Annotated in this window: 15 protein-coding genes; 8 read left to right on the top strand and 7 right to left on the bottom strand. The window is 62.1% G+C overall.

Translation table 11 applies throughout. The features are described from left to right. Nucleotides 1-144 precede the first annotated feature (144 nt). The 4 genes from ugpC to FJ418_RS21820 all read left to right on the top strand — a co-directional run bounded on the left by ugpC (nucleotide 145) and on the right by FJ418_RS21820 (nucleotide 3455). Nucleotides 145-1311, top strand: coding sequence for a sn-glycerol-3-phosphate ABC transporter ATP-binding protein UgpC (ugpC, locus tag FJ418_RS21805; RefSeq protein WP_140869114.1), 1167 nt, complete (start codon nucleotides 145-147; stop codon nucleotides 1309-1311). A gap of 136 nt (nucleotides 1312-1447) precedes the next feature. Next, complete coding sequence (locus FJ418_RS21810; protein ID WP_140640466.1) at nucleotides 1448-1684, top strand: biotin/lipoyl-containing protein; 237 nt, start codon at nucleotides 1448-1450, stop codon at nucleotides 1682-1684. 1 nt (nucleotide 1685) lies between these two features. Further along, nucleotides 1686-2213, top strand: coding sequence for a MaoC family dehydratase (locus tag FJ418_RS21815; protein ID WP_140784298.1), 528 nt, complete (start codon nucleotides 1686-1688; stop codon nucleotides 2211-2213). 60 nt (nucleotides 2214-2273) lie between these two features. Next, complete coding sequence (locus FJ418_RS21820) at nucleotides 2274-3455, top strand: CoA transferase (RefSeq protein ID WP_140869117.1); 1182 nt, start codon at nucleotides 2274-2276, stop codon at nucleotides 3453-3455. Between the two features lie 22 nt (nucleotides 3456-3477). On the opposite strand, the gene FJ418_RS21825 is transcribed toward FJ418_RS21820, so the two are convergent. Genes FJ418_RS21825 through FJ418_RS21855 form a run of 7 tightly spaced genes read right to left on the bottom strand, consistent with a single transcriptional unit; the run spans nucleotide 3478 to nucleotide 9362 of the window. Then, a complete protein-coding gene (locus FJ418_RS21825; protein ID WP_140869120.1) occupies nucleotides 3478-5004 on the bottom strand; it encodes a class I adenylate-forming enzyme family protein in 1527 nt (508 codons plus the stop codon). Continuing rightward, nucleotides 5001-5777, bottom strand: a complete 777-nt coding sequence (locus FJ418_RS21830; RefSeq protein ID WP_140869123.1) for an SDR family NAD(P)-dependent oxidoreductase — start codon at nucleotides 5775-5777, stop codon at nucleotides 5001-5003. The genes FJ418_RS21825 and FJ418_RS21830 overlap by 4 nt, the downstream gene beginning before the upstream one ends. Nucleotides 5778-5822: 45 nt before the next feature. Then, the gene (locus tag FJ418_RS21835) at nucleotides 5823-6590 is read right to left on the bottom strand and encodes an SDR family NAD(P)-dependent oxidoreductase (RefSeq protein WP_181167037.1); all 768 of its coding nucleotides are present in this window, start codon (nucleotides 6588-6590) and stop codon (nucleotides 5823-5825) included. Between the two features lie 11 nt (nucleotides 6591-6601). After that, nucleotides 6602-6934, bottom strand: coding sequence for an EthD domain-containing protein (locus FJ418_RS21840; protein ID WP_140640479.1), 333 nt, complete (start codon nucleotides 6932-6934; stop codon nucleotides 6602-6604). Beyond that, nucleotides 6931-7410 (bottom strand): VOC family protein, encoded by a 480-nt coding sequence (locus FJ418_RS21845; protein ID WP_181167038.1) that lies wholly within the window; start codon nucleotides 7408-7410, stop codon nucleotides 6931-6933. Before FJ418_RS21845 ends, FJ418_RS21840 begins: the two co-directional genes overlap by 4 nt. 7 nt (nucleotides 7411-7417) lie before the next feature. Next, nucleotides 7418-8287 (bottom strand): amidohydrolase family protein, encoded by an 870-nt coding sequence (locus FJ418_RS21850; RefSeq protein ID WP_181167039.1) that lies wholly within the window; start codon nucleotides 8285-8287, stop codon nucleotides 7418-7420. After that, a complete protein-coding gene (locus FJ418_RS21855; RefSeq protein WP_281407583.1) occupies nucleotides 8280-9362 on the bottom strand; it encodes a tartrate dehydrogenase in 1083 nt (360 codons plus the stop codon). Before FJ418_RS21855 ends, FJ418_RS21850 begins: the two co-directional genes overlap by 8 nt. Nucleotides 9363-9761: 399 nt before the next feature. Here FJ418_RS21855 and FJ418_RS21860 point away from each other — a divergent pair, with 399 nt between their 5' ends. From FJ418_RS21860 to FJ418_RS21875, 4 genes are all read left to right on the top strand, one after another. Continuing rightward, on the top strand, nucleotides 9762-10511 hold the full coding sequence (locus FJ418_RS21860; protein WP_140652723.1) for an SDR family oxidoreductase: 750 nt from the start codon (nucleotides 9762-9764) through the stop codon (nucleotides 10509-10511). 13 nt (nucleotides 10512-10524) lie between these two features. Continuing rightward, nucleotides 10525-11403, top strand: coding sequence for an SMP-30/gluconolactonase/LRE family protein (locus tag FJ418_RS21865; protein WP_181167040.1), 879 nt, complete (start codon nucleotides 10525-10527; stop codon nucleotides 11401-11403). 13 nt (nucleotides 11404-11416) lie between these two features. Beyond that, entirely contained in the window at nucleotides 11417-12556 is a 1140-nt protein-coding gene (locus tag FJ418_RS21870) for a mandelate racemase/muconate lactonizing enzyme family protein (RefSeq protein ID WP_140640489.1), read from the top strand. 191 nt (nucleotides 12557-12747) lie between these two features. Beyond that, nucleotides 12748-13725 (top strand): sugar ABC transporter substrate-binding protein, encoded by a 978-nt coding sequence (locus FJ418_RS21875; protein ID WP_181167041.1) that lies wholly within the window; start codon nucleotides 12748-12750, stop codon nucleotides 13723-13725. Nucleotides 13726-13767 lie beyond the last annotated feature (42 nt).

Consider the following 13767-nt stretch of genomic DNA (forward strand, 5'->3'; position numbering starts at 1 on the left):
TTTCGCGATTGCCTAGTCTCGACTTCCGTTCACGGGTCCAAGGGTATTTTTGCGGCCTTTGTTTCAGGTACCGGTTCGGCATCATCGGCGCGCGGTCCCAACCGGGATCGCGGCACCAATTTTGAGGCGACGAAGAGTTTCTGGATGGGGTCGATCGGTCTTCGCAAGGTTGGCAAGCTCTACGGCCCGGTGCAGGCCCTGAAGGATGTCAACCTGGAAATACGCGACGGCGAATTTGTTGTCTTCGTCGGACCTTCCGGCTGCGGAAAATCCACATTGCTGAGAATGATCGCCGGGCTTGAATCGGTCACGTCGGGAGAGATCAGCATCAATGGCAAGACCATGAACGACGTGTCGCCACGCGACCGCGACATCGCGATGGTTTTCCAGAACTATGCGCTTTACCCCCAGATGACCGTGCGCGAGAACATCGCTTTCGCGCTGGAACTGCGCAAGACGCCGAAGTCGGAGATCGACAAACGGGTTGCCGAAGCCGCCCGCATCCTCGACCTGTCGGAGTTGCTCGACCGCAAGCCGCGCGAGCTCTCAGGCGGCCAGCGTCAGCGCGTCGCCATGGGCCGCGCCATCGTCCGCAATCCGGAAGCGTTCCTGCTTGACGAGCCGCTCTCCAACCTCGACGCCAAGCTGCGCGTGCAATTGCGGGCCGAGCTGTCGCGTCTGCACACAAGGCTTGGCGTCACGACGATCCACGTTACCCACGACCAGGTCGAGGCGATGACGCTCGGCAGCCGCGTCGCCGTATTCTCGCGCGGAACACTGCAACAATACGACACGCCGCACACGCTGTACCACGCACCGGCCAACATATTCGTCGCCGGCTTCATCGGCAGCCCTGCCATGAACTTCCTCGAAGCAAAGGTCATCGAGACGCGAGCCGATGCTCTCGTTGTATCTATCGGCGATCGGCAGGTCGGCGTGCGACCAAAGGTGAAAGAACCTGGGCTTGCGGCCGGCGACACCGTCATACTTGGCATCAGGCCCGAGCATTTGTCCTGGCAGCCTGCCGGCAGCGGTGCCGGCATTCCGGCCAAGGTCGAGTTGGTCGAACAACTGGAGCCGGAATCGTTCATCGCGGTATCGCCCGCAAGCACCTCGGTCATCATCCGGACAGCCGACGACTACGCCCGCGGCGCGGTTGTCGATCCGGCGGAGTTGGTTCGTATCGACGCCCGGCTTCTCGTGCTGCGCGTCGGAGCCAGCCGCGTGCCGGCACGCGAAACCAGCCTCGAACTCGTCGTCGACGGCGAGCGGGTCCACCTTTTCGATAGCAGCACGGGCAAGGCGTTGTGATAGGGAGGAAAGCCATTCCGATTTTGCTGGGAATTACGGCCGGCGGTCGCGGTTTGCACGCCGTCTTCCGTCTCCGGGGCAAAGTTTCGATCGGCGAAAATCCTCCTTTTGGCAATGTTTTGATGGAGATCAGATAATGCGTTCCACGCTCAAAATGCCCAAAGTCGGCGACGCGGTCGACGAGGTGGTTATCAACGAAATTCAGGTCCAGGTCGGTGCCAAGGTCAACGAGGGCCAGACCCTGTTCGTGGTGGAGACCGACAAGACTCAGGTAGAAATCCCGTCCCCGTTCGCCGGCACCGTTGCGGAAATCCTGATCAAGGTCGGCGACGACGTCCGGACCGGCGCGCCGACTTTGGTGCTCGAGGGCTGAAATGGCGAAAATTCACTCCGCGCGCGACGAAAGGTTCGGTGGGTATCTCGACGACTACCGGACCGGCGATGTTTTCGAACATTGGCCGGGCAAGACCATCACGGAGGCGGACAACCATTTGTTCTGCCTTTTGACGATGGCCGCCAGCCCACTGCATATCGACCGGCGCTTCGCGGAGACGGAGATGGCCGAGGGCCGCAACATCGTTGTCGGCACCTACATCTATTCGCTGCTGCTGGGGATGAGCGTGCCCGACATTTCCGGCCGCGCCATCGCCAATCTCGGCGTCAGCGAACTTCGCCATCTCAAGCCGCTGTTCCATGGCGACACGCTCTACGGCCAGACCGAGATACTTGAGACGCGGCCATCCGCCTCCCGCCCCGGCGAAGGCATTCTCACCGTTCGCACCGATGGCTTCAACCAGGACCGGGCAAAGGTCTGCACATTCACCCGCGCCGTGCTTTTGCCGATGCGCGCCGGCCGGCCGGCTGGTCGCGCTCGGACGGCTTCGGCGGCGGCCGAAACCTGATGCGCAACGCATGGGTCAAAACGCATTTGCATGGAAGTGTCGGCGGCGGAGAGCGATCGCATGACGGACAAGGCTGATCCCGAACCGGCGCGCGAGACGCCCGGGCCTCTTGATGGCATACGCGTCGTGGAACTCGCCACCGTGGTCGCCGGACCGGGTGCCGGGCGATACCTGGCCGACTACGGCGCCGAAGTGATCAAGGTCGAAGGCCCCAACGGCGATCCGACCCGTCGCATGGGCTGGACCGGCCCGGACGAGACCGATTCGTATTTCTGGAAGCTGGTGAACCGCAACAAGCAGGTCGTCTCGCTCGATCTCAAAACCGAGAGCGGACAGCGCAATCTCTGGTCGCTGCTCGAAGGCGCCGACGTGCTGATAGAGAACATGCGCCCGGGCAAGCTCGAAGCGCTCGGTTTCGGCCCGGACGACTTGCAGCGGCGCAATCCGAAGATGGTGGTGCTGCGCGTGACCGGCTTCGGCCAGGACGGGCCTTATGCCTTGCACCCGGGCTTTGCAACGATCGCCGAGGCGATGAGCGGATTTTCCAATCTGCTGGGTGAGGCAGGCGGCCAGCCGCTGCTGCCGCCGGTGGCGCTGACCGACGAGGTGACGGCCCTGGTCGGCGCCTTCGCCACGCTGGCCGCGCTGCGCCACGCCGAGCGCACGGGCGAGGGACAAACGATCGACGTCAACCTTCTGACCTCGATGTTCCAGATCATGGGTCCGCTGCCCTCGGCTTATGCGCATATGGGCTATCTGCAGCCGCGGCTTGGCTCGGGTATTCCCTACACGGTGCCGCGCGGCACTTACCGATGCGCCGATGGCGTCTGGGTCGCAATTTCCAGCTCGGCGGATTCGATCGCCAAACGGGTGCTGGCGCTGGTTGGTCTGGGCAGCGACGACCGCTTCTCGACATTCCAGGGCCGCAGCCGCAATCGCGAAGCGCTCGAGGTCTACGTCGCCGACTGGGTGGCGTCGCGACCCTCGCAAGAAGTGATCCGCGAGTTCCGCCGTGTCGACGCAGCCATCGCCAAGGTGCTCGACATGAAGGATATCTTTGCCGACGAGCATTATCGCGCCCGCAACATGATCACGCAGGTTGACGGCGTCGCAATGCAAAACGTCGTCGCAGGATTTTCGAAGACGCCCGGCCGCGTGCGCCATGCAGGACGTCCATTCGACGCGGATACGAAGGCGGTGCTCGACCGCTTTGCAGCCACCAGCTCCAAAGCCGAAAGCTGATGTTTGGCTTATGCCAGGAAGATCAACCGCCAGCCACCACCAATGAAAGCTGGCGCCTCAAGAGCTTCCCATTGGCATTGCGAGGCAAGCTCGGGACGAAGAACACCTGCTTCGGCCGTTTATAGGCGGCAAGGCGCCGCTCGGCGATCGCCATGATGTCATCGGCTGTGGTTCTGCTGTCCCCGTCACGCACGACAAAGACGGCAATCACGGTAACGTCGCTCCGCACATGGTGCTCAGCCGCCGCAATCTCGGCAACCCCCGCGCATCCGGTCAGCGCGGCCTCGACCTCCAGCGGCGACACGCGATAGCCCCCTGCATTCATGATGTCGTCGGCACGCCCGCGATGCCAGAGATAGCCGTCGCCATCGAACGCGGCGAGATCGCCGCCGACAAACCAATCACCGCGAAACACAGCCTGCTGCTCTTCGGGCCGCTGCCAATAGCCGAGCATCAGACCGGGATCGCTACGGTGAATGGCAAGCAAACCTGTCTCGCCGGCAGCAACGGGCTCCACGCCGCCGTCCAGCGGCAACACCGCGATCGGCCGTCCGGCTTGCGGCTTGCCGGGACTCCCCGGCCTGACAGGCATGCCCGGATGATTTGACACGAAGGTCGAGCATTCGCTCATCCCGAAAGCCTCATACAGTTGCTTGCCTGTGGCGGCGTGCCAGCCGTGGAGGATCGCCGGGCTCAGCGCTTCGCCGGCGGCAAGCGCGTGGCGAAGCTTCGGCAGACATCCTGGCTGCAAGCTGCAATATTTCAGCATCTGGCGATACAGCGAAGGCACAGCCGCAAACAGCGTTGCACCCACGGCATCGACAAGCTTTGGCCAGACCGCGATGTCGTTTGGCCCGTTGTAGAGCACTGCGGTGGCGCCGCATGCCCACGGGTCGAGGAGCCCGACACCGAGCGTATAGCTCCAGTTGAAGGCGCCGGCATGCAGCACGACATCGGATGCCGAAAGGCCTTGCCAGTCGATGTGCATTGGTTTTCGCCCGAGAACCGTGCGGTGCGCGTGGACGACGCCTTTGGGCCGACTGGACGTTCCCGACGTATAGATCATGTAGGCCGGTGCTTCGGCGTCGGTATCGGCAAAGCCAGCCGGCTCCGCTGTATTTTTCAGTCGTATCAAGGCCGCGTCATCCAGAACCTTGCATGCGGAAGGAGCGGTTGCGGAGGCCAGCGACGATGTCTCGACCATCGCCGCAGCGCCGGAATCTCCGACAAGGGACGCCGTTTCGCTGCCGGTGAGTTGCGCCGAGATGGGAACCGGCACCAGGCCGGCCGCCATCGCGCCAAGAAACAGCAGGGCATAGTCGCTCGTATTCGGCAACCGCAGCACGATACGATCGCGGGGCGAAAGACCTTCCGCCAGAAGACCTGCCGCCACCCGGCGCACGGCAAGATCGAGCGCCGCATAGGTCCAACGCTCGGCATCCTGCGGCCTGTCGGCGTCGCTCACGACAAGAAGCGCGGTCTTGCCCGGACTCGCCGCAGCCGCGCGGCCGATGCAATATTCCGCAAGATTTAGCTTTGCCGGCATCATGAGGCTGACGTTTGCAGCCAGGTCGGCGCCTCGGGAATACCTTGTACGATCCAGCCACCGTCAACCACGACCGTTTGGCCCGTCATGTAGGACGACTCGTCGCCGGCAAGAAATCGGACGGCCTCGGCGATCTCCTCGGTCCGCGCCAACCGCTTCATCGGTACACGGGCCACCATCCAGTCTTCCTGCAAGGAGCCATCCTTCAAACCCTGCTCTATGAACTTGGTGCGCGTGAAGCCGGGGGCCACCGCATTGACCCTTATGCCCGCGGTCGCGACTTCAAGCGACAGCGCGCGCGTCAGTCCGAGAATGCCTGCCTTGGCGGCGCAGTAAGGCCCCCGCCCCGGCAGGCCGACGAAAGCGGCGGTGGATGCGATGCTGACGATCGCCCCGCCGGCGCCGCGCTCGACCATGCGCGGTACGACTTCCGAGGCGCACAGGAAGAGGCCGTGCAAGTGGGTGGCGATCACCGAAGAGAAGTCGGCGAACGATATCTTGCCGACCAGGCCGACACGCTGGATACCGGCGTTGCTGACGAGGATGTCGACTTGACCCGCTTTGTCGTCGACGGCCTTGAACGCAGCGCCCACACTGGCCGGATCGGTCACATCCGTCTCGATGTAAGTGACCCGTTCACGCGGCTCGTCTGGAAGCATTTTGTCCAGCGCAAAGACTTTTGCGCCGTCGGCAATCAGTCGGCCCGAGATGGCATCGCCGATGCCGCGCCCCGCGCCCGTGACGACCGCGACTTTTCCCGAAAGCGATCCTGACACGGTTCATCCTCCTCTGATCTGGACCTGGCCTTCTTGCGGTCGCCGTCAGTACATCAGCCAGCCGCCGCTGACGTTGATGGTAGCGCCGGTAATGTAGCCGGCATGGTCTGAGGCCAGGAACAGCACCGTGCCTGCCAGATCCGACGGCGCGGCCATGTAGCCGAGCGGTATCTGGGCGACTTGCGCGTCGAGCGCCGCCTGATCCATTCCGGAGCGCATCATGGCCGTGTCGGCCGCGCCCGGGGATACCGCATTTACGGTTATCTTGTCCTTGGCGAGCGACCGCGCCAGTCCGCGCGTCATCGACACGACGCCGCCTTTGGTGGCGGCATACGCCACGGAGCCGCCGAAACCGCCGCTCTGCCAGCCTTGCGAGGTGAAATTGATAATGCGGCCGCCCCTTCCCTGGTCCTTCATGACCCGCGCCACCGCCTGATTCAGGAAGAAGGATGCTTTCAGGTTGACGTCATGCTGGAGGTCCCAGTCCGCCTCGCTCACGTCGAAAACGCTGGGCCGGCGGATCAGGACCGCAGCCGTGCAGACCAGGACGTCGATGCCGCCGAACACGGTCACGACCTTTTCTATCAGCGTCTTGTGATGTGCGATCGGCTTCAGGTCACATGCGATCGGAAGATGCGGACCGGCTTCCATTTCGGCGGCGACCGCATCGACCTTGCCCTGATCGAGATCGACGACCGCGACGCGTGATCCGGCGGCAGCGAAGGCCAGGCAGACCTCGCGGCCTATGCCGCCGCTGCCGCCGGTGACAACGACGCTTTTGCCTTCAAGCCCGGAACCGATGTTGAAAGCCATGGAGCCGTCCTTCAGCCAATTGCCGGTGGTTGCACCGCCGTCTGCTCGGTGACGAAACATGCCTGGATTTCGCGGGTGAATTTCTTCCGATCTTCGACGAGGAGGCTCTTGAATGGTTCGGTGGCGAAGGCTTTCAGCGCGTCCTCGACGCTGTCGAACCAAATCTCGCCGACGCCGTCCCAGGCATCCTCCGCCGGCGTCCAGCTTTGCACGCGGCCGAAGCGAAGCCCGCGCAGGCCCGGCATCTGGCGCACGATATCGGCATGCGGCCCTGTCCAGTGAGCGAAGAAATCTTCCTGGCTCATGCCTTCCTTGCGGCGCAGGAAACTGATGCGCTTGATCATGCGGATCGATCCTTCCTCGGTGTCTGGAAAAGTTCCAGCGTAATGCCGTCATGAATGCGCAGATAAGCCGCCTGAGCGCCGATGTTGGGGCCGCCGTCGATCGCCACCGGACCATCCGGCGAGATCGGCTTCGCGCCGCAATCGACAGCGCGCTGCCAGGTCGAACGCGCATCGGCGACTTTCAGGCAAAGATGCACGTTGCCGGGGTTGGCGGTCGCGTCCGCGTTCGCCGTTCGGCCGGCAACCTGATAATCGAGCAATTCGATCACACCACCGCCAGGCAGGTCGATGAACGCCGCGCTGATGGCGACGTTCGGATAACCGACGACGCGGCTGAGATAAGGCCTGTCGAGCACGGTGGTCCAGCGCGCGGGCTTGCCCAGAAATGCCTCCCAGAAGCGGAGCGCGGTTTCAAGGCTGGCCACCGTCATGCCGATGTGGTGCACCGCTTCTATTGTATGGGCTGTTTCGCTCATCGTGCCATCAAATCCTGAACAGCCGCTCTGCATTACCGGAAAACATCGCTGCTTGCTCGATTTTCGGAAAGCCGGAAATGATCTCGGCATAGGCGTTTATGACATCCGGATATGAGCTGAACATGCGGTCGACCGGCCAGTTCGTGCCAAAGACCACCCTGTCCGCGCCGAACGCCTCGATGCTGCCCAGCACGTAAGGGCGGATGGTTTCGACCGTCCACTGCGGATCGCCCATGCCCAGCCCTGAGATCTTCATGGTGACATTGGATGACTTCGCCATCACGTCCATTGCGCCGCGCCAACGCCGGAAGCTCGCCTGATCGCGGCCCATCGGAATCGCGCAATGGTCGATACAGATCTGCGTGTCCGGAAAGGCCCGGGCGAGATCCAGAATGTCGTCGGCCAGTTCGACCCGCGTGTCGATGCAGGAAACCAGATTGCGGGAGCCGAGCTCGGCGAAACCGCGCCGCCAGGCGGCATCGACAAGGTAGCGCCCGTCGCCAAAATTGCGAATGCCGCGCACATTCGGATACTTCAGATGCTGGTCGAGCACGCTCGCCGCGTCGGGTCGGGCGAGATGGCATTCCGCGATGATGCCGTGCGGATAGCCAGTCTGGTCGGCAAAAGCCTGCAGCCAGGCAGTTTCGACCACCGGATCGGGCGTATTGACCGCCGCTTGAACGTGCACCGCCTTGGGCACGTTGGAAAAGCGGATTTCGGCGATGTAGTCCTTGACGAGATAATGCTGCGATTTCAGTGGATCGGTGTCAGCCAGAAAGCCATGAACCGCGTCGGGTTCAAGCCAGCCATAGCGAAGCTGCCGGTGTTTCATGTCGTGCAGATGGAAATGCGTATCGACGAAGGGCAGTTCAGCCATGGCGACGCGTCTCCGCGGGGTGGGCTGAAACGGCATCGGCTATGGCCTGGCCGAGCGCGCTGGTCGAGGCCGTGCCACCCATGTCGCGCGTCAGGTTCTCGCCTGACAGAAGCACCCGCTCGATCGCCGAGACGATGGCAGCAGCGGCTTCGGTCGCCCCTAGGTGGTCCAGCATCATCGCGCCCGACCAGATCTGGCCAATCGGATTGGCGATGTTCCTGCCGGCGATGTCAGGCGCTGAACCGTGCACGGGCTCGAACATGGATGGAAACCTGCGCTCCGGATTGAGGTTGCCGGAAGGTGCAATGCCGATCGTTCCGGTCACCGCCGGGCCGAGATCCGACAGGATATCGCCGAACAGATTGCTTGCCACCACCACGTCGAAGCGCGACGGGCGTCCGACGAAATGCGCGGCCAGAATGTCGATGTGAAACTGCTCGGTCGCGACCGCGGGGTAATCCTTGGCGACGGCGCGGAATCTCTCGTCCCAAAATGGCATTGTGTGAATGATGCCGTTGGATTTGGTTGCGGAGGTCAGCCTGCGTTTGCGCTTCATGGCGAGCTCGAAGGCAAAGCGCATCACGCGATCGCAGCCGAAGCGGGTCAGCACCGTGTTTTGGATGACCATCTCCTGATCCATGCCGGGAAACATCCGGCCGCCGATCTCGGAGTATTCGCCCTCATTGTTTTCCCGCACGATGTAGAAGTCGATCACGCCGGGCGTTGCCAGCGGCGACGGCACGCCGCCGAACAGCCGCACGGGCCGCAGATTGACATACTGCTGGAAGTTGCGTCGGATCGGCATCAGCAACGTCCACAGCGATTCCACGTCGGACACGGTTGGCCAACCGATGGCGCCGAGGAAGATCGCATCAAGCCCGGCGATCTTGTCGAGGCCGGCTTCCGGCATCATCCGCCCGAAGCGGGCGTGATGATCGCAACCCCAGTCGAACGCCTCGAAACGCAAATCCAGTCCGAAAACACGCGCCGCTGCTTCAAGGACCTTACGTCCCTCGGGTACGACTTCCTTGCCGATGCCGTCTCCTTCGATGACCGCGATTCTGGCCGATGACATGATCCTCAATTCTCCACGGCGATCGGGCCTCTTTGGGAAAATATCGTTTCAATTCATAGTCACCACTTAGCCTCTTTGCAAGCGTCCCCTGCAGCACGATTTGGAAGAAAAGGAGGCGCGCCGCTCTCGACCGGCATGCGTGTCAAAGTCTCAGAATATTGGCCAAGCCGCGACTGAATACTGCATTTTGCGGCTATTTTCGTCGGCTCAAGGCGAAATCGCCGAAAGGGATATGCTCAAGCGAACGTGATCCGTCGAGCCGGCGTTTGAGAGCCGGACAGAAATTGCTTGCATGTCTTGATAACGTTTCAATATAGTTCGAGGGATATCGCACGGCACCTTCTTCCTGACGTGGTTTGAAGCTGCCGCGGGTTGGCCGCTGGGAGGTAGGACGTCTGAATGGGTTCGCCAGCGCGAAATCGTCGCGGCGTCGTGACCGGAGCCGGCAGCGGCATCGGCAAGGCCGCCGCATTGCGGCTTATGCGACAAGGCATTGACGTCATTGCTGTCGATATCGACGAAGAAAAGCTCGCCGATGTCAAATCCGCCGGATGCAAAACATTGACGATCGACCTGTCTGATGCCGATGCCCGCGCCCGTCTTGCCGAGGCTGCCGACGGTTTCGACTACATGGTGAACTCGCACGGCATTATTTTGATCAAGTCGATCTTCGACGTTAGCCTTGAAGACTGGCGGCGGATTCAGACCGTCAACGCCGAGTCGATTTTTTTCCTCTGCCAGCAGATCGGCCCGCGCCTGAAACCGGGCGGCGCGATCGTCAACCTGTCTTCGAGTTCCGCGAAACTGGCTGCGACCGTCGAGGTCGCCGCCTATGCGGCTTCCAAGACGACCATTACCTCCATTACCCGCTCCTTTGCCTATGCGCTGGCATCGCGACCTGTAAGGGTCAACGCAATCTGCCCGGGCATTGTCGACACGCCGATGCAAGATCACGTGCTGGCAGGCGTGTCGAAGCTGCGCCAAGCCGAGATCGCGGAACTGGAGAGCGCTCGCACCCGCGCCGTGCCGCTGGGCCGCGCGGCGACGGCCGACGAGTGCGCAGGCCTCATTTGGTTTCTGTTGTCGGATGCGGCGTCATACATGACCGGCCAGGCGGTGAATTTCACCGGCGGAATGGTCACCTGGTGAAGGGAGGAGAATCGTGAAGAAACCGCAGGTCATCCGGGCCAAGGGGCTCGGGCATCCCGAAGGTCCCTACGAACTTGACGACGGGCGCGTCATCTACGCCAACACCTACGCCAGCGAGATCGGAGTCTGGGACCCGAAGACCGGCAAGCAAGGGCAATATGCCTTTGTCGGCGGCGGCCCGAACGCCTGCATGCTGGGCAGCGACGGCGCAGTCTATTCGACGCAGACCCCGAATGTCGGTTCGTGGGTCGCGCCGGTGCACAGACCGCCGTCCATCCAGAAGACCTTGCCCAACGGGAAAGTCGAAATTCTCGTGACGGAAGCCGACGGCAAGAAGTTCGACGGCCCGAACGACCTGAGCTTCGGTCCGGACGGCAGGCTTTACTTCACCGATTCAGGCGATTGGAACCAGGCCGACAAGCCGCATCCGGGCCGGATCGTGGTCATCGAAAAGAACGGCGTCGCCAGGATCCTCGAGGAGCTCGATCACGTCTATCCGAATGGCATCGTTGTCGAGAAGGACGGTTCGATCGTCTGGGTCGAATCTTACACGTTGAACGTCATTCGCCGCAAACCCGACGGCAGCAAGTCGCTGTTGTGCAAAATGCCGGAGGGACACATTCCTGACGGGTTGAAGATCGATGAGAAAGGCGATTTCTGGATCACCGCCGTCGCGGCCGGTGGCGTCGACCATTTCTCCAGGGACGGCAGGCACGTCGAGTTCCTGGAAACCGGCGGCACCATCCTCAATTGTTGCTTTGGCAAGGGCGGCAAGCTGTTCTGCTGCGACATGGGGCCGTTCGATACGAGCGGCGCCGCGATGACCGGAAACCTCATAGAAGTAAGCCTCGGCGTCGAAGGCATGCCGCTGTTCCGCGGCGCGATCGGATAAGGACCGGCCCACCATGAAGATCGCCAGGATCGAAGCCATTCCGGTCAGCTACCCGGAACCCAACGACTTCAACGCGCTGCGGCATTTGTGCCTCGCCAAGATTACCGCCGATGACGGTCAGGTCGGCTGGGGTGAATCGATTACCCAGTTCCCCGAAGCGAATTTTGCCGCCAAGGCGATCATCGAAGGCATGGCGCCCAACCTGATCGGCAAGGATCCGGTGCAGACCGAGGCGCTGTGGCGGCAGAACAAGCAGCAGGCCTGGTGGTACGGCTATCATGGCGGCATCGCCTCCTACGCCACGGCCGCGATCGACATCGCATTGTGGGATCTGAAGGGCAAGGCGCTGGGCCGCAGCGTGCTCGACCTGCTGGGGGGCTGCGTCCACGAGCGGCTGCCGGCGATCGCCTCTTGCCATGCGCATTACGAATCCATCGAAGAGATGGCCGAAGAGACGGCCGAATGGGTATCGACGGGACTGCAGGGGCTGAAGACGGGCTTCGGCAAGCGCGGCAACGCCAACCTCGGCTATGACCACAAGCGCGACGTGGCATACGTCAAGGCGATGCGCGAGGTGCTCGGCGACAAGATGCTGATGATCGACAACGGCATCAACATCAAATGGGATGTCACCGATGCGGTGCGCCGCGCCAAGGCGATGGAGGAATACAATCTCGCCTGGATCGAGGAACCGCTCGGAGCCTGGGATCCCGAGGGTTATGCCAACCTTCGCTCCAAGACGACAACCCGTATCGCTTATGGCGAACGCGAATGGACGCTGGAGCAGTTCGAGCGGGTCATCGCGACCGGAACGGTGGATGTGATCGGCGTCGATCCCGGCCGGGCCGAAGGCATCACCGGCTTCAAGAAGGTGACCGAGCGCTGCGAGTTCTACCGCCGCCAGGCCAATGCCCATGCCTGGTCATCGGCCATCGTGACGGCGGCCAGCCTCGCCATTTCGTTCAACTCGCCATCGTGCAAGCTGTTCGAGTTCAAACCGCTGCGCAATCCGATGCAGCACGATCTCGTCACCAAACCCTTTGAACACGTCGATGGCTGGGTCTATCCGCCGACGGGTCCCGGGCTCGGCATCGAAGTCATTGAAGACGTTGTGGAGGGCTACCGCAGCGAGAAGGTCTTGGGGTTGGTATAGCGACGCGAAAGCAGCCTCGTCGCCAAGAGATCAAGAACAGGGAGGAAGAAGTGGGTATTTCATATCGTCATATGTTGCTTGCAGCGGCAAGCTGCGCCACTCTGGCAGTCGCAGCGACCGCGTTCGCACAGAACGCCAGCGAAAGCCAGATCCCGTCAACAGGCGAAAAGGTCGAAGGAGCCCCGTTCGAAGTGAAGCGGGATTGGGGCACTTTCAAGCTCGCCGACCGCATCGCCGAGAAGATCAAGAAAGGCGAGTCGATCAATTACGTCTTCTCCTACCAGGCCTCGGGCATTCCGTTGTTCTCGCCGCAGTACAAAGCGGGCTTCGACATGGGCTGCAAGATGGGCAAGGACATCTATCCGATGGAGTGTTCGGCGATCGCGCCGGTGCAGAATGACCCGAACCAGCAGGTCAGCCAGATCGAGGCCAAGCTTGCAACTGGCGAGATCGACTGCATCGGCATCGAGCCCGTCAGTTCGGACGCGATGACGGCCATCACCAACAAGCTGATGGATCAAGGCATTCCGGTCTTTACAGCCGGCGTTACGTCGCGCGGGCATGAGTTCACCAACTTCACCCAGATTCCGGACAAGGAAGGCCATACCGCAGCCGAAACCGTGCTGAAGTGGATCAAGGACAACAACAAGTCCGACATCAAGGTCTTCGCGGTTTCCGGCGGCGACCCGACGCAATTCTGGGCGCAGGGCCGCATGAAAGGTTTTGAGGACGGCATCAAAGCCGCGATCCCCGACGCCAAATTCGTGACGTCGGCATCCAATGGTCTCAACACCAGCTATGAGCCGGGCAAGACATTCGATGTCTTCCGCTCGTTTCTGACAGCCAATCCGGACGTTCAGTTCATTGAGAACGTCGACATCGGCGCCGAACATGCCGACCGTGCGATCGAGAGCCTTGGCCTGACAGGAAAGGTCTTCACGATTGGCTGGAATTCGTCCAAAGGGCAGCTCGACGCGATCGAGAAAGGCATCCAGGTCGCCCAACTCGACCAGCGCTGGCCCGATCAGGCCGCTTTCGGGGCGCCGGCGTGCGCGCAATTCCTGAAGAATGGCGTCATCCTGCCCAACACGCAGACGCTCAAGGCGGTGATGAAGGACGGCGTGGAGCAGGCGCGCAAGGAACTCGACACCACGATGTCGCTAAAATAGCGACCGCACCGACAGGACGGGCCCGCGTCTTGCGGCCCGTCC

Source organism: Mesorhizobium sp. B2-8-3, assembly GCF_006440815.1.
GTDB lineage: Bacteria > Pseudomonadota > Alphaproteobacteria > Rhizobiales > Rhizobiaceae > Mesorhizobium.

Bases quoted from the DNA above. Each gene is read 5' to 3' on its own strand.
- ugpC (WP_140869114.1), top strand. From the start codon at position 145: ATGGGGTCGATCGGTCTTCGCAAGGTTGGCAAGCTCTACGGCCCGGTG.
- FJ418_RS21810 (WP_140640466.1), top strand. From the start codon at position 1,448: ATGCGTTCCACGCTCAAAATGCCCAAAGTCGGCGACGCGGTCGACGAG.
- FJ418_RS21815 (WP_140784298.1), top strand. From the start codon at position 1,686: ATGGCGAAAATTCACTCCGCGCGCGACGAAAGGTTCGGTGGGTATCTC.
- FJ418_RS21820 (WP_140869117.1), top strand. From the start codon at position 2,274: ATGACGGACAAGGCTGATCCCGAACCGGCGCGCGAGACGCCCGGGCCT.
- FJ418_RS21825 (WP_140869120.1), bottom strand. From the start codon at position 5,004: ATGATGCCGGCAAAGCTAAATCTTGCGGAATATTGCATCGGCCGCGCG.
- FJ418_RS21835 (WP_181167037.1), bottom strand. From the start codon at position 6,590: ATGGCTTTCAACATCGGTTCCGGGCTTGAAGGCAAAAGCGTCGTTGTC.
- FJ418_RS21840 (WP_140640479.1), bottom strand. From the start codon at position 6,934: ATGATCAAGCGCATCAGTTTCCTGCGCCGCAAGGAAGGCATGAGCCAG.
- FJ418_RS21845 (WP_181167038.1), bottom strand. From the start codon at position 7,410: ATGAGCGAAACAGCCCATACAATAGAAGCGGTGCACCACATCGGCATG.
- FJ418_RS21850 (WP_181167039.1), bottom strand. From the start codon at position 8,287: ATGGCTGAACTGCCCTTCGTCGATACGCATTTCCATCTGCACGACATG.
- FJ418_RS21855 (WP_281407583.1), bottom strand. From the start codon at position 9,362: ATGTCATCGGCCAGAATCGCGGTCATCGAAGGAGACGGCATCGGCAAG.
- FJ418_RS21860 (WP_140652723.1), top strand. From the start codon at position 9,762: ATGGGTTCGCCAGCGCGAAATCGTCGCGGCGTCGTGACCGGAGCCGGC.
- FJ418_RS21870 (WP_140640489.1), top strand. From the start codon at position 11,417: ATGAAGATCGCCAGGATCGAAGCCATTCCGGTCAGCTACCCGGAACCC.